General features: G+C 56.0%; 17 protein-coding genes. 1 reads left to right on the forward strand and 16 read right to left on the reverse strand.

Translation table 11 applies throughout. The annotated features are described in order from the left end of the window. The 11 genes from VLY20_10670 to VLY20_10720 all read right to left on the reverse strand — a co-directional run. The coding region (locus VLY20_10670; protein ID HUK57109.1) for a multicopper oxidase domain-containing protein at positions 1–3,903 on the reverse strand (3,903 nt) is incomplete at its 3' end. A gap of 331 nt (positions 3,904–4,234) precedes the next feature. Continuing rightward, positions 4,235–4,687 carry a hypothetical protein gene (locus VLY20_10675; protein ID HUK57110.1) on the reverse strand — a complete coding sequence of 151 codons (453 nt, stop codon included), beginning with the start codon at positions 4,685–4,687 and terminating at the stop codon, positions 4,235–4,237. Next, a complete protein-coding gene (locus tag VLY20_10680; GenBank protein ID HUK57111.1) occupies positions 4,671–5,261 on the reverse strand; it encodes a hypothetical protein in 591 nt (196 codons plus the stop codon). Before VLY20_10680 ends, VLY20_10675 begins: the two co-directional genes overlap by 17 nt. After that, complete coding sequence (locus VLY20_10685) at positions 5,258–6,256, reverse strand: tetratricopeptide repeat protein (GenBank protein ID HUK57112.1); 999 nt, start codon at positions 6,254–6,256, stop codon at positions 5,258–5,260. The genes VLY20_10680 and VLY20_10685 overlap by 4 nt, the downstream gene beginning before the upstream one ends. A 257-nt stretch (positions 6,257–6,513) precedes the next feature. Further along, positions 6,514–7,182: a peroxiredoxin-like family protein gene (locus VLY20_10690; protein ID HUK57113.1), complete on the reverse strand. Its 669-nt coding sequence runs from the start codon at positions 7,180–7,182 to the stop codon at positions 6,514–6,516. A 57-nt stretch (positions 7,183–7,239) separates the two neighbouring features. Then, complete coding sequence (locus VLY20_10695; protein ID HUK57114.1) at positions 7,240–8,346, reverse strand: beta-propeller fold lactonase family protein; 1,107 nt, start codon at positions 8,344–8,346, stop codon at positions 7,240–7,242. Positions 8,347–8,450: 104 nt separating this feature from the next. After that, on the reverse strand, positions 8,451–8,774 hold the full coding sequence (locus VLY20_10700; GenBank protein ID HUK57115.1) for a hypothetical protein: 324 nt from the start codon (positions 8,772–8,774) through the stop codon (positions 8,451–8,453). Positions 8,775–8,912: 138 nt separating this feature from the next. Then, complete coding sequence (gene msrB, locus VLY20_10705; GenBank protein ID HUK57116.1) at positions 8,913–9,410, reverse strand: peptide-methionine (R)-S-oxide reductase MsrB; 498 nt, start codon at positions 9,408–9,410, stop codon at positions 8,913–8,915. Between the two features lie 45 nt (positions 9,411–9,455). Next, entirely contained in the window at positions 9,456–11,222 is a 1,767-nt protein-coding gene (locus VLY20_10710) for a cytochrome c biogenesis protein DipZ (protein HUK57117.1), read from the reverse strand. Positions 11,223–11,363: 141 nt separating this feature from the next. Next, positions 11,364–12,431, reverse strand: a complete 1,068-nt coding sequence (locus tag VLY20_10715; protein HUK57118.1) for an ATP-binding protein — start codon at positions 12,429–12,431, stop codon at positions 11,364–11,366. 1 nt (position 12,432) lies between these two features. Further along, positions 12,433–13,134 carry a response regulator transcription factor gene (locus tag VLY20_10720; protein ID HUK57119.1) on the reverse strand — a complete coding sequence of 234 codons (702 nt, stop codon included), beginning with the start codon at positions 13,132–13,134 and terminating at the stop codon, positions 12,433–12,435. Positions 13,135–13,361: 227 nt separating this feature from the next. On the opposite strand from VLY20_10720, the gene VLY20_10725 reads away from it, so the two are divergent. Next, positions 13,362–14,327: a hypothetical protein gene (locus tag VLY20_10725; protein ID HUK57120.1), complete on the forward strand. Its 966-nt coding sequence runs from the start codon at positions 13,362–13,364 to the stop codon at positions 14,325–14,327. A gap of 25 nt (positions 14,328–14,352) precedes the next feature. Here VLY20_10725 and VLY20_10730 read toward each other — a convergent pair whose 3' ends face one another. The 5 genes from VLY20_10730 to VLY20_10750 all read right to left on the reverse strand — a co-directional run. After that, complete coding sequence (locus VLY20_10730; protein ID HUK57121.1) at positions 14,353–15,189, reverse strand: carboxypeptidase-like regulatory domain-containing protein; 837 nt, start codon at positions 15,187–15,189, stop codon at positions 14,353–14,355. 5 nt (positions 15,190–15,194) lie between these two features. Continuing rightward, on the reverse strand, positions 15,195–15,668 hold the full coding sequence (locus tag VLY20_10735; protein HUK57122.1) for a MarR family transcriptional regulator: 474 nt from the start codon (positions 15,666–15,668) through the stop codon (positions 15,195–15,197). A gap of 155 nt (positions 15,669–15,823) precedes the next feature. Next, positions 15,824–16,693: a carboxypeptidase-like regulatory domain-containing protein gene (locus VLY20_10740; protein HUK57123.1), complete on the reverse strand. Its 870-nt coding sequence runs from the start codon at positions 16,691–16,693 to the stop codon at positions 15,824–15,826. Positions 16,694–16,696: 3 nt separating this feature from the next. Then, the gene (locus VLY20_10745; GenBank protein HUK57124.1) at positions 16,697–17,632 is read right to left on the reverse strand and encodes a carboxypeptidase-like regulatory domain-containing protein; all 936 of its coding nucleotides are present in this window, start codon (positions 17,630–17,632) and stop codon (positions 16,697–16,699) included. 141 nt (positions 17,633–17,773) lie between these two features. Continuing rightward, positions 17,774–18,236: hypothetical protein (locus VLY20_10750; GenBank protein HUK57125.1), on the reverse strand; the 463-nt coding region annotated here is incomplete at its 5' end.

An 18,236-nucleotide genomic window follows, 5' to 3' on the forward strand; every position in this document is an offset into this window, starting at 1 on the left:
GTAGATCTTGCCCGTCGGGTTCGCCACCTGCAGCTTGCGGTCGAAGTCCACGTCGATCATGTCCGGCGCGTTCGGATTGTATTTTAACGCCCGATCCGCCGCGATCACGTTGAAGCTCTTCACCGGCGCGTCCGCCGGGCAAACCGACTTCGCCGACGCCGGAATCTCATCCCGGCCCGGCAGCTTCTTCAGATCCGGGACCTCTTTATCCAGCACCCGGATGATCCCCCAGCTCCCTTCCGAAAGATGGGAAGCCCGGCCGTTATAATGGAGGTAGTCCCCGGCCATCTGCTGGGGCCCCCCGGCTTTGCTGACTAGATCATAGCGTTCGGCAATGCCGACATGCTGTGCATTCCGGAAATCCGAATGCTCGGCGTAGCGCTCCGTCCGGAAGGCGTGGCCGGCCACATGCCAAGTGTGCGTCTCATTCATTAATGTGTGCAACAAACGGAATACGATGGTATCCCCCAGATAGGCCCGAAGCAGCGGCGTGCTCGGGTCCTGATAAACCCGGCTTGAAAAAACCATCGACGGCTCCGGTTTGAACTTCAACCGCCTGGCGATCGACTCGGCCCGGAAGTTTAAACCGCCGCCCGTGGTATGCGTCCCGCCGTTGAGCATCGTGATGGCCACCTTGTCCAGATCATACGGCATTTTAAACGACAGCGTCTGACCGGCGTCGATCGAGGCCTGAACCGTCTGTCCCGGCGGGTTTCCCACCGTCACGACCTGAGCGGTCGTCGGCACGGTGTCGTGCGGCATCACCACCAACTCCCGGAAGCTGCCGTTCACCCCGTAGCCGATCGGCTCGGTCGAATGGATATCGGCAATCGGTCCGCTCCGGATCTCCTTCCCGGTTTTCGGATCATGGTAGGTCGACCCGTAGGGCTCCACGATCATCGCTCCCACGCCGCCGTGCGGCCAGGTGGTCGCGCCGAAGGCATGGTCATGCCAGAAGACCGTGCCGACGTCCGCATCCACCCACATCCGGTACCGGACAAACTCGACCGAGGCGATCTCGTTTTTCTCGTGATCGAAGCGCAGCGGCTCCGTGAAGGTGATGGTGTCCCCTTTGATATCCTTGATCCAGAGGACCTCCGAGGTCTTCACCTGCTCCATCCCGATCATCAGGTCGGTTCCCACATGGAACGGCGTCGCGCCCTCCACCATCTTGATCTGGATGCTGCTCGAACCGGCCTTCGCATCGGCGGTCAGGACGGCGTTCATCGGAGGCGGAAGGCCCTTATGAACCTTTTTCTCCAATTCGCTGAAGGGGCGAACCGACTGCTCGTAAGAAAAGCCGGTGATCACCCCGTCGGAGGCCTGGTTGTCGAACTGGATGAAGTGCGGGTGGATATTGATCTTCGACATCTGGAAGTTCGTGGTGTCGTTGTCCAACCATTCGCTTTTCAGGATCACATCCACGCAGTCATAGACGCTGGAGCGATAGACCAAGGGAATCGTCTTATCTCCGGCGGGATTGGCCTTGACTTCGGCCTCCTCATCTTGAAGGACAAAGAGCGTCCCGTTGGGATCCAGCACCGGCTTTTCCTTGCCGAGCGCCTTCGTCAACTGGATCGGCGTCTGGATGAAATGGATCGTATACTGTTTTCTCCCCGCATTGGAAGGGCAGAGACTCCACCGCCCCTGCTCTCCCGGTTTGGCGGGCTGGTTTGTTTCCTGGCCCTGGGCGCCCTTGCTGCCCGGGTCGGTCGACAAGGCTCCGTTGTCCTTATCCATATGGATCGGCTCCAGCCACGGGGCCGGTCCATGATGACGCGCAAACGGAACCCGTTTTCCAAAATGCGGCCTGAAATTCGGCCAGGCGAGCTTTCCCGTCTTCTCATCAAACAGCATCGGCGGCCGCTTCCCCGGCATCGGCGATTTGTACTTCGGCCACTCAAACGCGCCGGTCACTTCCGGCTCGCCCATCGCTTTGTTCCCGTCCCAGGTCCAGTCCCATACCGTCGCGTCATAGGCCTCGATCTGGCCCTTCTCGTCGGCAGTATGGCCCGGCTGGCCGGCCGGCGGAACCATCATCTTGACCCAATCCTTGATCGAAATATCCGGAATCGGTTTCGACCAGTCGGTCTTGTTCGCCGTGATATGCCACTTCTTATCATACCAATCCATCGTCCTATCGACCAGCTTGTCGGAGGTCACGGCCGGCTTCATCCGGCCCTTCCGGTCGGGAAGCTCCTGCAAGGGCGGCATGATGTCGGTGCTGCCGAACGGATAGTTTCCGATCTGCAACGTGTTGTACACCCGCCAGTAACCCCACATCCCGGCGACATAGTGATGCGCCACGTGACAGTGGAACAGGAAATCCCCGGCCAGCTGCTGGCAGAGTCCGGAACCGCACTCGGTCTGGAGATCGACAACTTCGGAAGGCCCGATCACCTGGACGTCCACCCGATCGGAGGTCGTGCGGACTTCCGGGAACTTCACCGGACCGTTTGAGGCCGCATTCATGAGGAAGTCGGCCTTCCCGTCGGCTTTCGGCTGGCGAAGCCACCGGATCGTTCCGCCGTGCGGATGGTGCGAATGAAAGACCTCGCCGCCCCCGTGGACCAAGCGGAACTTGGCCGGGTCCCCCATATAAGACCGCGGGATGGTCGTGGGAACGTCGCCGAAGGTGTAGGCGCTGTAGGAAAGCGACTCATCCTCGATGTGGAAATACTTTTCCTGAAGCGCGAGATTGTTGATTCCGAACGGTTCGCTGCGATAATTGAGCGCCCGAGCGGAGGGACGGTAGGCGTCCGTGTTGGGGTCCCGCTGCGGAATCATCTCGCCGTTCCGGTTCAAGGGCCGGAAGGACTCATCCCCGATTTCATGATAAATGATGACGAATTCCCGGAAGTCGGGCGCGTCGGGCTGATCGATCATCACCTGCCAACCGCTTTTCGTCTCTTTTCCGGTGATCGGATCCAGATAACGCGATCCCATCGGCTCGACGATGAAGGTCCCGATCATCCCGAGACTGGACTGTTCGCGACCCACATGGCTATGAAAGGTATGGCCCCCTTCTTGCTCGTCCGGACGGATGTACCATTCAAAGACCTGGCTCTTGCCCGGTTTGACATCGGAATCCGGATTGGCCATGGTGGCGGCCTGGCCGGTTGATTTCACAATCATGCTGGAGCCGTGGATGTGGAGGCTCACGTCATCATCCTTCATTTGGTTCCGGAGGGTGATGATGACGCAGTCCCCCTGGTTCCCGCGAATATTGAGCGGCTGGATGGTATCGGTCTGCAGACCGGTTGTGACCGCGCCGGGATCGTAGCCCGGCTTCTTACGAGCCTCCTGGTTGGCCTTCTCATCGGCGCGGGCCTTTTCAACATTTCCGGTCAGAACATACATATATCCGGGAAAGTAATCCAACCACTGGTTGATCGTGATCTCGATATTGATCGCAGAGATGTCATATTCCTTGACCGGAGCGTTCGCCGGACAATGGCCTCCGGAAGCTACGCTTTCGCTGGTGCTGGCCGGACCCAGGATAAAGCTCCGATCCATTTGCTGCATCGTGCTCATGTCGGCGAACGGCCCCGAACCGCCCGCGTGTCCTTCACGATTGTTTGGCTGCATCGCGGCCATGCCGGCCATCGATCCCCCGCCGTTTGCCCCGGCCGCATGCCCATGGCCCCCATTGGCGATCTCGTCCATCAGCTTCTGCATGGCCGCGTTCACCTGGTCTTCATGGCCGGTGCGGCCTTCGGCGGCGTCTTCACGGACAATCTGCTCTTTGAACTTCTCCTGCCATCCGGGTGCCGCTGTGTTCGGCGAATCCGGACCGGACGGCGGCGCGTATCCGGTCTCCCCGCTGATGACAACGCCCTTCGTCGCGAGCGTCAGCAAAAGAGCCAGCAGTCCGCTAAAAACAGCGCTTCTTACATTTTTCATCGGGCGATCTCCTATCGTTGTGATTTTTTAGTTCCTAATTATTAGGGCTTCGAGACGATTTTCTTTAATCGGGATAACCGGATTGAACGGGCGCTTTTCAACAGGCGGCGTTTTAAGGAACGTGTTCATGGAAAGCACTGGCCACGAATCAAGCTAATCCGATCAAGTGTATTCGGTGTTAAAAATTGAACAAACTGTCTACAATCCAACGTGGAGCCCACTAATTACACCTAAAAAACAATTTTGTCAAGGGTAAAAATTGAGGCCGGTTTGAATTGAATCCACACATCGAGCGGGGTCCATGGTTGAGAGACCGGGGTTCCCCATAAAATCAAGGAAAGCCGACCTTCACGGTGACACGGCTGCTCTTAACACCGGGGAGATCAACCGACATAATGTACGAATCGGATGAAATTTCTATGGTTTGGTGGGCATCGATGTAATGGTTGGCCACATTGCGGGCCAGGGGAACGCCCCTAGCATCCAACAGATCGTAATAGACATAAACCCTTTTCCGGATCTCCGAATTGTTTCGAACCGTTGCGCTCCAGACGAATTTGGTTTTACCGATCCTCTCCCAGACCGTGCTCGGGTGCCATTCATGTTTTAACACCTCGATGGCGGAGGCATCGCGATCAAACGCGAGGCTAAAGGAAGCTTCCTCGAAGGAGATCCCGGCCACGACAAAGAGGACAATGATCCAGCAGACCGAGGGATGCCTCATGGAACCGGGCGGGAAATGTTCGGAGACCGCGCGGGTTATTGATCTATGGCTTCTCTTCAATCTTCTCGCTCCCCATTCCAAAAGGCAGCTTTTTCTCTCTTGGGGCGGCCAGTTGTCGGTAAAGCGTCTGGAATTGATCGGTGGAAAGCGCCGGGTCGGTCAACCGTGTCAGATCATCCGGGCTGATCGAGATCCACGCCAGCTCGGCGACATCGGTCGTTCCGATCATGACCCAGTGATGCGGGAGGATGTCCTGCCGAATCAGCCGGTCGATCTTTCCAAGATAATGGACCGCTTCATGGATGGCCCGGCGCCCGTTTTCGGCCGTAACGCATTTGCCGATGCCGATGTTGGCGGGCGGATCCAAAAACGGGAAAAATTTAAGCCGAACCTTGACCCCGTTTGTATCGGAGCCGAGCGCGTGCTTGATCTCATCACCCCGGCCTTTCCATTTCTGCGCCAGGACGATCTCGATCGTCGTCGGTTCTTCCAGGTTCTCCGGAGTGTTACAGTCATACACCGTATCCGCGGAAAGGTCGTCCGCCCGACTCGAAAATAAAAAGACCAGCGTGAAGACGCAAAGAATGATCGGAAGGGTCGTGAACCGACTCCCTGGACGACGAAATGCCGTCATGGCGGGGGCTGAATAGGCGCTTGTTTCGGAGTTAAGCGGTCCAGATATTTTCGGGCCTGCCCGTTTTTCGGATCAAGCTCCAGGGTGTGCCGGAACGATTGAACGGCCAGATCCTTAAGCTGCTTTTTATCGTCCGGATTCTCCAGGGACTCCGCCAGCATAATCTGGGACTCGCCCAAGGCCAAGAAGACTTCCGGGGCTTCCTGTCGGACCAGCGACAACGTGGAATACTCCCGGACCGCCTCCGCATACTGTTTTCGTTGATAATAGGCCCGGGCCAATTGTTCGCGGGCGGGGGATTCGTTGGGGTCGTCGTCGAGAATGGCCTGCCACTCCTTCATGGCCTTGGGGATTTCACCCTTCTTTTGATAGACGATGCTGACGTTGTAACGCACTTCGGTAAGCGACGGATCGATCCGAAGCGCTTCTTCAAACTCTTTCTGGGCCCGCGGATAGTCCTTCTTTTTCAGATACAGATTCCCCAGGCCGGCATGAACCACGGCCACCTTCGGAGACAACGCGTCGGCCTCCCGATAGGCCTTCATCGCCTCCTCGTCCTTCCCTTCGCGGTAATAAGCATGTCCAAGAGAGATCCAGGCATGTTCGTCCTTGGGCGCCAGCCGGGTGGATTCGAGGAATTCATGCGCGGCGTCTTCGAAGGACTGGCTCTGAAGATAGAGCCGACCCAGCCAGTAATGCATGGCGGGGCTGTCGGGAAACTCGCGGGTCAACCCCTTGTAAACCTCGATCGCCTTCAGGCCCTGCCGCGTCGCAAGATAGGTCGTGAAAAGGGCCTGGTGATAACGGTTGTTTTCCGGACTCAGCCGAACGGCCTGCGTTAATTTGTCGATCGATTCGCCGAATCGCCGTTGAGTGTTCAGATCCATCCCCTCTTCGAAGTAGGCCTTGCCCGGGTCCTCGGGCGTCGCGGCACGCAAGAGGCCGGGCAACAGGAGCAGAATGGACAGGCCGATGGAGAATATACGAAAACGCATGATAGACATCCCGGGCGCCTTCATTCATGAACCAGAATCATGTTACCATTTCCAACATCAATATGACAACGATAAGACAACCGAAGAGGAGCTCCGACTCAGTGGGAGGTTATCAAAACCGCACGGAGTAATCCTATCGCGAATACCGTTTCCTGTGAAGAACGGGGAAGGAATTTTACCGGCTCCGAAGATTTTCCGGCCGGTCGTTCTGAGTCGACGGGATCGAGGTTCGGGGCACATCGCATCGATGTTATCGCCTATTGCATCGTGCGCAGAACATTCAGGACATCGGCAGGCTCCGCCCGCTTCGTGTAGTCGGCATTAACGAACGCCCATCGAATGACGCCGTCACGGCCGACCACGAACGTCGCGGGCACCGGCAGTCTCCATTCCGATCCGCCGTTTATGGCGGGAAGATCGACGCCGAAATCCCGATGAAGGCCGATCGCCTCCGGGCTCAACTTGAAAACCAGTCCGAACTGTTCGCAGACACGAAACCCTTCATCGTTCAATACCGGAAAGGACAACTGCTTTGACTTCGCGGTCTCCGCCCCCTTCTGAGCCACTTCAGGCGAGATCGCCACAAAACCCGCGTGAAGCGCTTGCAAGTCTCCGAGGTGCCGCTCCCACGCCCGAAGCTCCAGACTGCAAAACGGGCACCATCCTCCGCGATAAAATGACACGACGAGCGGGCCTTTGGTTAACAAATCGGACGATGAAACCCATTCTCCCTCAGACGAGCGCAAGCGAAACGGCGGCGCTTTGGCTCCGACCTTCAGCGCACGGTTTTCAACTCCGCTTCCTTTGAATTCTTCGATCATGCGCCCAAAGATCTTAAATTTCTCGGGCGGAAGATTCGCACTCACATTCTTAACCAACTCGGCCAACTCCACGGCCAACGTCTTCGGGTTTTGGTCTTCGATCACCGTTTCCTCCTTAAAGCCTATTCACAGAATCTACGTTTGTTTATTTGCCGAAACATTTTACCATGCCGCGATGCCCTGCGCAAACAGGGGCAGCGTTCCGTCGATCGCGCCCAGATCGGTCAGGCTGCCGTCGTGTTTGATACGGAACATGTCGATCGCTCCACTGCCCGGGTCCAAGGCATAAAGAAAACGTCCGTCGGCGGCGACGGCCATGTCGAGAGGTTTATTTCCGCTGCCGGCGGCCCCGTTCAGCAGCGCCACCTGCCCGTTCCGAGCCGTGAGTTGATAAGCCGAAACCGTCCCGCTGCCGGGATTGGCTGTAAAGACATGTCCACGTTCATCTCCGGCGATCCAGCAGGCCGCTTGCTGCCCGTTGGGCACCGATCCGCTGATCACCTGCAGGGTGTCGTCCTTCAGAATCTTGTAGGATGAAACCGCATTCGGGCCGACTTCAACGACCAGCAGGCGTCCCCGTTGGTCAAAGATGAACCCGAAGGGGGTATTTCCGTGCGAGGCTGACACGACCGGACTCACGGCGGGCACGCCCTCATCGTCCACGGAGTAGACGAGAATCTTGCTGCCCGCCTTATCCGTGACGACCAATGTCTCGCCCTCCGGGTCGAACCCGACCTGGGCAAACGCTCCGGATCCAAGAGCGCGCGTGGCTCCGGCCAGAGGGGTCAACGAACCTTTATGGCTCAAGGTGAAACCGGTGATGTTCGGAGAGGCCCCGGCGTTCAGGACATAGACGAGGTCGTGGTCGACGGTCAAACTGACGGGAAAGTCCCCTCCCGAGTCGACCTCGTCAACTAATTTCAGGCCGTCCGGCCGGACTCGGAAGACGGAAATTTCATTACTCCCTCCATTGACGGCCAACAACCATCGGTTGTCTCGGCTCAGGACAAGGGAATTCTGAGAACCCAGCGGATCGAGCCCGCCGCCGGAACCCGTTCCTCCGGTTGATATTGAACCGACTTTTGTCAGGATGCCGTCTTTGTCCCGGTCAAATATAACCACGTTGTTCCCATCGGGGGCATTGGTCATGGCATACACCGCCCCGGTCGCGCCCTCGTCTCTGTCATGCGGGCTTTCCGCAAAGACTGTCCCCGCGGTGATCATCAACATTCCCACGCCCAAAACGCTTCCCAGGATTTTGCTTTTCATTTCGACTCTCCTTTATGTGTCGCGGTTAATATGTCGTTTACGCCGTAACGAATAACAGGCAGCGGCCACTCCATCCGATCGATGAGGCATGATGGTTTCTGTGCTTATTTATTCATCTCGTTCATTTGGTTTTCCTTCATTTCGTTTTCCTTCATCATCTTGTCCTGTTGCATCGTCCCCTGATTTTTCATCTCCTTTTTCTTCATCATCATTCCCTTTTTCTTCATTTCTTTTCCTTGAGCGATCATCTCGTCTCCCTTCTTGATCATCTCATCGGCGCTCATTTGTTCGCTCTGCATCATCTCCCCTGGCTTGCCGTCCTTCATCATGCCGCCCGGCTCCGTCGCGAACGCCGAAAGATTCAAGAAAAGCACTCCAAACAAGGCCAGCATCCAGGACGAAAGATTTCTACTCACGGGGGTCTTCATGGGATCCTCCTTTTGGGGTTAGATTCACTTTTTTCTTACACGTTGGGAAAAAGCTTATTTCAATACCGGCACGGCGATCTTACCGAAGGAACATGAAGACACGATAAAGCAATGATGAAGATTCGGTGAAGATCCTCCCTATGGGCTCCGGACGAACTTTAACGCCGCCGAATTAATACAATACCGCAAGTAAGTCGGCGGCGGCCCGTCGTCGAAAACGTGTCCGAGATGGCCGCCACATCTTTTGCAATGCACCTCGGTCCGGGGATAGAGTAATTTCATATCCGTTTTGGTTCGGACGGCGGAGTCATTCATCGGCTTCCAAAAACTCGGCCATCCGGTGTGGCTGTCATACTTCGCATCGGAGGAAAACAGCGGCAGGTCGCATCCCGCGCACAGGTAGACGCCATGGGCTTTATTCTTGTAATACGCATTCTGGAAAGGCGGCTCCGTTCCTTCCTTTCTCAGAACATTGTACTGCTCGGGGGTCAGGTGCGAGCGCCACTCCTCGTCCGTCTTGGTAATCTCAAACGTTTCGTCCGACTCTCCGGCCTGCACCCGCCGAGGCTTGAAAGACATGGCCAGGATTGCGAATCCCGCGACCAGGGCGGATTGAAGGAAAGTTCTTCGATCCATCGGTCCTCCTGCATAATTATTTTTCCCGAACGGAATAAAATTCCTTTAACCGAACGTGAAGGCAAAAAGCTTTACGTTTGGTTCTTCAAAGATCAGCTCAAAGAGATGATCCCCGCCTTCGCCCCGTGGAAGTGCAACGAGGTTATAGAGCCTTGAATTGGTAACAACAACCTTGCCGTCCGGTCCCACATCGTCGCCGCGCGAGTCCGGAGAAATCGGTTTTCCGTCCAGGAAGACTTTGGCCATCGATCCTTTTCCTTTCCCGGCCATGACCAGATTGAGTTTGGGCGCCTCAAATCGAAATCGAATCGCGCCGCCGGGAGCCTGGAGAACGGCCGCCTCTTCCGTAATTTTCCACAAACCCGTCAGCGTCCACTGGTTAAGACCGAGCGTCGCGGGAGCGGCGTAGTCCAGGACGGCATCCGGTTGCAGGCCTTGAGGGGACGAGAAATTTTGTGTGCGGCCATATCCGATATACGTCTCAGACGAATGAATTTTGGAAAAATCGACGGAATCTTTCGGGGCCTCCAGGCTCACGGGCCGGTGAAGCAGCTTGGCCTCGGATAAAAGAGTCTGGATGGCCCGTTCGGTTTCCTTATAATTTCCCTCCCCGAAATGTTCTTCACGGATCCTCCCCTGGGCGTCGATCAAGTAGTGCGCCGGCCAATACCGGTTGTTGTAGGCATTCCAGGTTCCATAATCATTGTCCAGGGCAACCGGATAATGGATGCCGTGTCGGAGGACCGCCTGTTTCACATTGGCTTCCTCTTTTTCAAAACTGAATTCCGGAGTGTGGACCCCGACGACGACCAATCCTTGGTCTTTGTACTTTTGGTACCATTGAGTGACATACGGAAGGGTTCGAATACAGTTGATGCAGGAATAGGTCCAAAAATCAATTAGGACCACTTTTCCTTTTAGATCGGAGGACGACAAAGCGGGAGAATTGATCCAAGCCGTAATGTGAGAGAACTCCGGAATCGTTCCCAAGACAGGCAGCGGCATGGCTTCGGTCGACGCCAGCGCGATTCCCGAGTTCGAATCGCTTGCGTCCGGATCCTCTCGGGGAATGGACGCGGATTCTTTTTTATCGACCAGTTGCCTTTCAATCTGGTTGGTAATGAAAAGCCGTCCCGGAAGGTGGGAAAGAAGCCATGTATCCAGGTTGAAATAGAGCCCGATGACCGTGGCGAGGGTCAGGGATCCCAGAAGTTTATGCGAGATCGGTCCCCACACCCGAAAATGCTGCAATCGGTGGGAGACCGTTTGTCCCCCATACCCGATCAGCAGCATCGGAACGGCAGCCCCGAGAGAATACCCGCCCATCAAAAACAGGGTTTGGGCAAACGATCTCTGAACGGTGGCCAGCGTAATGATGATGCCGAGAATCGGCCCCGCACAGGGCGCCCAGATCAGTCCCAGCGAGCCCCCGATCAGCAGGGCGTTGAGCCGGTCCGGTTCGGCGCCGAGCCGGTTGATCCCCGCATATCTTTGCGCAAGGAAGCTGATCCGGTTCCCTATTCCCTCCCAGAGCCTCGGCCAGATCAATGAGAGGCTGAAGAAAAAGAGGATACCCAAGGCCACGTGACGGAGAAGGGCGTCGCTTAATCCCAGGAGGCTTCCAAAAAGAGCAAAGGTCGTTCCGAACAGCGTAAAGCCGCCCGCAAGCCCCAGCACGATCCAGAAAGGGCGGTGACGAAGCGGCGTCGCGACGGAAGCGCTAAGAAGAGGCGGAAGAACCGGAAGGATGCAAGGGCTTAAGACCGTCAACAGTCCGGCCAAAATCGACAAGAGTTCCAATCCCCAATTCATGTTTGCTCCATTTCACCCGTCCTGCCGAACGGGTTCGATTTATTTTTCAGTGTAAAAAGTGAACTTGATTGATAGTGCAGATCTTACCGGAGGAATTTGAAGGCCGAATGAAGGAAATGTGAAGATTCGATGAAGATCGGCTCAAAGCGGAAGGTTAAACCAGACCTCGGTCAAGCCGGGTCGGCTGTCGGCTCCCACGCTCCCCCCATGGGCCTCGACAATCTGTTTGACGATGGACAGCCCGATGCCCGCTCCGCCCCATTCGCGGGAACGGGATTTCTCCCCCCGGTAAAACCGCTCGAAAATGTGCGGCAGGTCTTCCGGGCGGATTCCTTCACCGCTGTTCGTGAAAAGAACCTTCGCACGGCTCCCCTCCGTTCGGATATCGACCCCCGCCTCTCCACCGTCCGGAGTGTATTGAAGAACGTTCTGGATCAGGTTCTGAACCGCCTGAACGATCTGATCGGCATCGGCGACCACGAAGACGGGCGCCCCGTTGATCTTCATCCGGATGCTCTTCTGATCAAAGCGGGGCTGTTCCTTTCGAAGCAGTTGAAGGATCACGGCCTGGAGATCGAAACGTTCCTTCATCATGACCCGGGTTTCGGCGTCGATCTGGGAAAGACGATGGAGAGCGTCGACCAAGCGAACCAGACGGAGGACTTCCTCATGAAGGGAATCGATCGTCTCCCGCGACGGCTCCATCAACCGGTCTTGAATCGCCTCCAACTGACCCCGGATGTTATTGAGCGGAGTCCGAAGCTCGTGGGCCACATTGGCGACCAGATCTTTCCTCATTCTCTCGATTCTTTCAAGACTCCCGACCATTTGATTAAACGCCAGCCCCAACTCGCCGACCTCGTCATGCGTGATGACCTTGACCCGCTCGGAGTAATCCCCCATCGCAAGCTTTCGCGTTATCTTGTTCATTTGGGTAAGCGAGCGCATCGCCTGTTTGGTCATGAAGAAGCCGAGCAGCGACACCGCGACGAGGCCGAGGACCATCGATAGGAGGAGGAACTGATGGGTGGTGTGCAGGAACATCGCATGCAGAACCTCGGGATCGATGTTATATTGCTTCATCAAACCCATAAAATAGTCCGCGGCGAAATGATCGATCACCTGCCAGGCGAGAAAGACGACGATCCCAACCCCCAACAGGTTGATCGCCACCAACTTCCAGATCAGGCTGATTTTAGGGACTCGCACCTTATTTCTCCGCGAACTGGTAGCCGATCCCCCGGACGGTTTTAATGTATCGGGGCCGCGCCGGGCTTTTCTCGATCTTTTGCCGGAGATTCTTGATATGCGCATCGATCGTCCGATCGAGGACGTGGACCTCGCCCCTCGGGTACACTTCATCCAGCAGGGTCTCTCGCGAGAAGACCCGGCCGGGAGCCGCCATCAGCGTCACGAGAAGTTTGAATTCGAAATGGGTCAGCTGCAAGGGGGTTCCGTGGAGAGTGGCTTTGTGCTTCTCCGGGTTCACAACAAGACCCTGAAAGGAATAGGGCTTGAGGGGGCCCTTTTCCCTGCGCCGGAAACGGCGCAGAATGACCTTGACGCGGGCCACGACCTCTCTCGGACTGAAAGGTTTTACCACGTAATCATCCGCGCCGATCGAAAGTCCGACCAGCTTATCCACCTCTTCCACCTTGGCCGTCACCATCATGATCGGGACATCCGATTCCTGCCGGATCTTCTTGCAGACTTCAATACCATCCAGCTTAGGAATCATCAGATCGAGTAAAACAAAAACGGGGCGTCTCTTCTTGAAGAGAGAAAGCGCGTCGATCCCGTTGTCGGCTTCAAGGGTGTCGAACCCCTCCTTTTGAAGATAGAGGCCGAGAACCGAGGCCGTTTTCCGGTCGTCCTCCACGATCAAAACAGCCTCTTTCGAAGTAGGGTCCATTCGTTTTTCCTTTAATTTCGGTCGAGATTATAGCACGGCCGCATGAAGATAAGAAGAAGAGATGATGAAGAAACGGTGAAGGGAATCATCGGGCGCACGGAAAACGGGCCAACCTTCTTTCCGAAGAATTCTTGCCGCGATGGTTCGTAGGGCAATCCGGAAGGCCGAGGGGTTCGGTCCAGCTTCCCGCCTTGCCGGCCGGAATTCAATTTTGATATGATCATTTCATGATACGGCTTCTTATCGCGGTTATTCTGTCCGCCTCCTTCATTTCAGCCGAGGTCGGGGCGCAAACCGGAGGGCTCACGGGCCGGGTTTTGATCAATTCGGAGCCGGCCGACCGCGCGGTGGTCTTTCTTCAAACCCCGGACGGCCGACTTCTCTCTTCCCCGCCCACGGAGAAAACAATCCGGCAGGAAAACCTTCGGTTCAAACCGGATTTTTTAGTCGTTCCGGCGGGCGCCACCATCCGGTTTGAAAATCACGACTCTGAAATTCATAACATCTATTCCAAGGCGGAGGCCAACCGCTTTGACACCGGCGCCCATCTTCCCGGCACCGTGAAGGAGGTCGTCTTGAAAAATCCGGGCATCGTCCCCTTGCGGTGCCACACGCACCAGAACATGCGCGGTCTCATCTTCGTCACCCCGTCGCCGTACTTTTCCGTCACCGATGACCGCGGGCAATTTGAAATCCGGAACATCCCCTACGGCTCCTACCGAATTGAAGCGTGGCATCCCCGATTGACCGAGGCGGAGAGCGCGCGCGGCGGACAGGCTTTGGAACTGACAACCGGCGCGAAAGTGCTGCGGCTTCAATTCCACGCCGAAGCCTCGCGCGGGATCGATCTCACCGAAACCACGGGTCAGGACTGGGCCTCTGCGGTGGAGCAGATTCACGCGGAGTTGGAGCGGGCGATTCTCCTGTGGAGAAATGGAAACAGCACGGCCGCGACATCCACCGTGATGAGCGCGAATTCGAAATATTACGGGGAGTCCGGCTTGCGGGAAAAAATCGCTCAAGTTTTCGGAGCCGATCGCGCGCTGGAGCACGAGCGGCGCTTGGATGATTTCCGAAAGGGGGTGCAGGGCATCGGCGGACCGAAACCCGTGACCGAAGCGGTTTTGCGGCAGCAGGTCCGCGCCTTGGTCGAGGAACTGACGGCGGATGTCCGAAAGATCGCGGCTCCCTGAATTGTTTCCGGCGGCCCGCCGTTAATCAATGTTCCATCCGGAACTTTTCCTGAGTCTCGTAATGCGGCCGCTTTACCGCGCTGGCATCGAACTCGAAATTGAGCGACACCGCCTTATTGTTTGTGACCGTAATTTCCTGTTCGATGGGTTTAAAATGGGGACGCCAGGCGATCACCTCATATTTCCCCGGCGGCAATTGGTCGATCGTAAAATTTCCGTTGCCGTCCGTGAGCGCATAATACGGATTGTCCACGGCATAGCCCCAGGTCTGCATGAACTCATGCATGCCGCAGATCATCTGGTAGATTCTCTTATGCTTCTCAAACTTGATCGGAAAGGTCCCGGAGGAGTTCGGCGGATTTGGAACCGTGAGAAGCAGATTTCCCTTCTCGGCCTGATAGAGCTGGGCATTATGAATGATCGGATCCTCGTTTTTCATTGTAAATGAGCCGCTGTGTTGGACAATGCTCACGAAAGGCAAGAACTGGCAATCTCTGGCCACCAGATTGGCCACAATGGGTTTAAACGGTTTTCCCCGTTTCACTTCCTCCACGGCCACCACCACATCCTTCATTCCGCCGTCTGCCGCAACGTTGAATTCACTGATCCGCACATTGCCTTTGCCGTCCGATATGACCTTGTTCTTGTTGCAATACGGTCCGAAGGGGTAAAGGGCGAGCGGGAACACGCGGGGCTCCGGAACGGCGCCCTTCAAGGTGACCTTCCCGGCAACGGTTCCGCCGTCGGTCACCGCGGCCTCTTCGTACCCGAGAGCAACGGAATTCCCCAAAACCCCGATGACTCCCGTGAAAAAAAGTCCCATACTCAAAACAGATAAACGCCGCATAACTTTGTCATTCATGACGATTACTCCTCACTAAAAAAGAACGTTGCCTTGGTATCCTGGATCTCCATCAACCGAACCACCTTCTCTAAAGAAGAGCGGATGATCAACACCTGCGGCCGCGAGAGGCTTTCCAACCCATGAAGCAGTTTGCCCTGCGCGGCCTCCGGACCTTTCTGCACAATCCGTTTTCCGGCCTTCGTGAGGCTGACGTTGACCACACGCCGGTCCGAGCCGCCCCGGACCCGCTCCACGTATCCTTTCTCCTCCAATCGATCCACAACACCCGAAACGGTGCTCATATGCAGATACATTTTCCGGCTTAGTTCGCTCATGGAGAGCTGTCCTGCAATATAAATGGTCCGGAGCGCCCAGAGTTGAGGGCCGGTCACGCCGAATTCTTTCAGCACCGCTTCCGAATACTGCTGGACCGCCTTAAAGATCCGGCGCAAGGACTGCATGATTTCGGCGATCGCTTTTTTCTTTGTCGTGCCCATGGGGAGAAACAGCCTTTATTTTGCATACAAAATTATGACTTAATCATACAAGCTTTAAACCGCACGGTCAATGAATTATTTGACGAGGATTAACCGATGGGCGTTTCTCCGGCGGGGGCATCCTCATCCCGGGAAGATGGCGGCTTTCGATCTTTTCAGGGCACTTGGAGTTCGACGGCGGGAGGTTTTAAAGGAATTTTTTCCAACGCGGTTTGGAGCCGGTACCGTGTTTGAAGATTGTACAAGGGGATGTGGACTTCCGAGGTCTCAAACTGAAAATTCAACGTAACCTTCCCGTCCGCCGGAACCGTGACTTTCTGCGCCTGGACTTTCATATACGGGTGCCAGGCGATCACGTCGTACGTTCCGGGGGGAAGATCCGGGATCGTAAAGCTCCCGTCGGCGCCGGTAACGGCAAAATACGGATTTCCGACGGCCATGCCCCATGACTGCATGAAGTCATGCACGCCGCATTGGGTGCGGAAAATATAATGATTCTTTCGAAGAACGATCTCTTTGGAAGCGACGCTTTGAGGAATCATCGGCTTATTGAACATCTCGAAGGTGTAATCATCCCGAAGCGTATAGGCCTGGAGATCGTGCGTGACCGGATCCTTGTTCACGATCCGAATCGGATATTGATTTCGAATCGGGATCACAAAGGGTCCGACTTGACAGGTATCGAGCGATATTTCCGGGGTGTAATCAAACCTCTTCCCCCGTGGAACCCCCACGACCGCAACCACAACATTCTGGAACCCGCCGTCGGGTGAAACTTGGAACTCCTTCAAAAGCCGGTTCCCCTTGCCGTCCGAGATCCGGGAACAGAAATCGATATTGGGGGAGAAGACCATATGAAAGATCCGGGCCGGCGGGGGCGTCCCGTTCAGAACGACCTTTCCCGTGATGCTTCCTCCCGAGGTCACCGCGACTTCTTCGTATCCCAAACCGGAGGAAGGGACACCCAGAACCAAAACCCCCAGTAAAACCGTCGTCCTAAAACCGCCATACCATTTCGAGATCATGGTTCATTCATCCGTGCAATACGGGCCTTCACAACCCATGAGATGATGTTCGGGTTTGGCCTCGGGCCCCATCCGGTATTTGTCCTGCCGCTCATAGATCGGCCGCTGAATCTTGGCGGAGTCAAACTCAAAATTCATCGTGACGCTTCCGCCCGCCGGAACGGTCACCTCCCGCTCGATCGGCTGAAAATGCGGATGCCACGCCAGCACCCGATAGGTCCCCGGCGGCAGCTGATCAATCGCAAACAGCCCGTCCCGCTTCGTCCGCGCATAATACGGGTTGTCCACCACAAAACCCCAGCTCTGCATGAACTCGTGCATCCCGCAGATCATCTCCGAGATGCGTTTGCCCTTCTCGAAGTTCAAAACTCCGCCTCTCGGGTCGTTCGAAACCGGCAATGGAAAGTTTAAAAGGATATTCCCCTTCTCGCTTTGAAACACCTGCCCGTTGTGCACGATGGGATCTTTGTTGGTCACCGAAATCGGCCGATGGTTCTCCAACACCATCACCAACGGATGTGCATGGTGCACATGTTTATCCCCCCCCACGATGAATTGCTCGCTGTCCGGCACATCCGCCGGATGAAACATGCAGTTCACCGCCACCAGCTCGCTCTTGACATGCACAAACGGCTTCCCGCGCGGCACCTCCTGCACGGCCACGACGGTATCCTGAAGCCCTCCCTCCGGGGACACAACGAATTCTTCCAGGTGGATATTCCCATGACCGTCGGAAATCTTTTTGCAGTACTCCCCGAACGGATAGAGCACCACCGGAAAGACCCGCGGATCCGGAATCGCCCCTTTTAAGGTCACTTTCCCGCTGATCGTTCCGCCGTCCGTCACCACGGCCTCTTTGTATTCCGCGGCCATGGAAACGGCGCAAGATCCGGCCAGTACCGAAAGGACCACTCCGAGAATCAATAATCGGCTTGACATATTCGCTCCTATCCTAAAACATTGAACGATGAATTATACCAAAATTCATCGCAATGGATCAACATATTCTAAAAAGGCAAGAGGGCAGGAGGATCAGCCGTTCTCCTCCTGCCCCTGCCCGGTATATCCATGAACAATATTCTACGGGTTGCCTTTCTCCAGCATAGAGACGGGCGTCGCCGCTTCCTTCTTCGGCAACTCGGCCGTCCGTCCCCCTATTTCGCCGCCGTTCAGCGGAAGAATCCGATTATCCCCGACCGGAAGGACCCGCAGATAGCCCCACTGTCCGGCCTGGGTATAAGGCATTCGGTGGTTCTGCCAGATATAATCTCCCGGAAGATGGAACGGTCCTCCCGCCCCTTCCTTGATATATACGTCTAAGTTTTCGGACGAGCCGAATTCCTCGGAACTGAGCATATCGGCCCCGACCATGTTCGGCTTGAGCGGCCATTCATGGCCTTCCATGCTGAAGATCTGGTTCTGCTCGTTGAAGGCCCCAAACACATGGATCCGAACCGGATCCCCCGCGTGCGCCAGGATCGTCGGCGTGGCCGGCTCCGCTTCCCCCGTCACGCACGCCGTGAACATATTCCCCGGCTCGCAG

The sequence above is a fragment of the Nitrospiria bacterium genome (assembly GCA_035517655.1).
GTDB lineage: Bacteria > Nitrospirota > Nitrospiria > JACQBZ01 > JACQBZ01 > JACQBZ01.

Excerpts from the sequence above, each read along its gene's own strand:
- VLY20_10680 (HUK57111.1), bottom strand. The coding sequence starts at position 5,261 with ATGACGGCATTTCGTCGTCCAGGGAGTCGGTTCACGACCCTTCCGATC.
- VLY20_10685 (HUK57112.1), bottom strand. The coding sequence starts at position 6,256 with ATGCGTTTTCGTATATTCTCCATCGGCCTGTCCATTCTGCTCCTGTTG.
- VLY20_10695 (HUK57114.1), bottom strand. The coding sequence starts at position 8,346 with ATGAAAAGCAAAATCCTGGGAAGCGTTTTGGGCGTGGGAATGTTGATG.
- VLY20_10700 (HUK57115.1), bottom strand. The coding sequence starts at position 8,774 with ATGAAGACCCCCGTGAGTAGAAATCTTTCGTCCTGGATGCTGGCCTTG.
- msrB (HUK57116.1), bottom strand. The coding sequence starts at position 9,410 with ATGGATCGAAGAACTTTCCTTCAATCCGCCCTGGTCGCGGGATTCGCA.
- VLY20_10710 (HUK57117.1), bottom strand. The coding sequence starts at position 11,222 with ATGAATTGGGGATTGGAACTCTTGTCGATTTTGGCCGGACTGTTGACG.
- VLY20_10720 (HUK57119.1), bottom strand. The coding sequence starts at position 13,134 with ATGGACCCTACTTCGAAAGAGGCTGTTTTGATCGTGGAGGACGACCGG.
- VLY20_10725 (HUK57120.1), top strand. The coding sequence starts at position 13,362 with ATGATACGGCTTCTTATCGCGGTTATTCTGTCCGCCTCCTTCATTTCA.
- VLY20_10730 (HUK57121.1), bottom strand. The coding sequence starts at position 15,189 with ATGAATGACAAAGTTATGCGGCGTTTATCTGTTTTGAGTATGGGACTT.
- VLY20_10735 (HUK57122.1), bottom strand. The coding sequence starts at position 15,668 with ATGGGCACGACAAAGAAAAAAGCGATCGCCGAAATCATGCAGTCCTTG.
- VLY20_10740 (HUK57123.1), bottom strand. The coding sequence starts at position 16,693 with ATGATCTCGAAATGGTATGGCGGTTTTAGGACGACGGTTTTACTGGGG.
- VLY20_10745 (HUK57124.1), bottom strand. The coding sequence starts at position 17,632 with ATGTCAAGCCGATTATTGATTCTCGGAGTGGTCCTTTCGGTACTGGCC.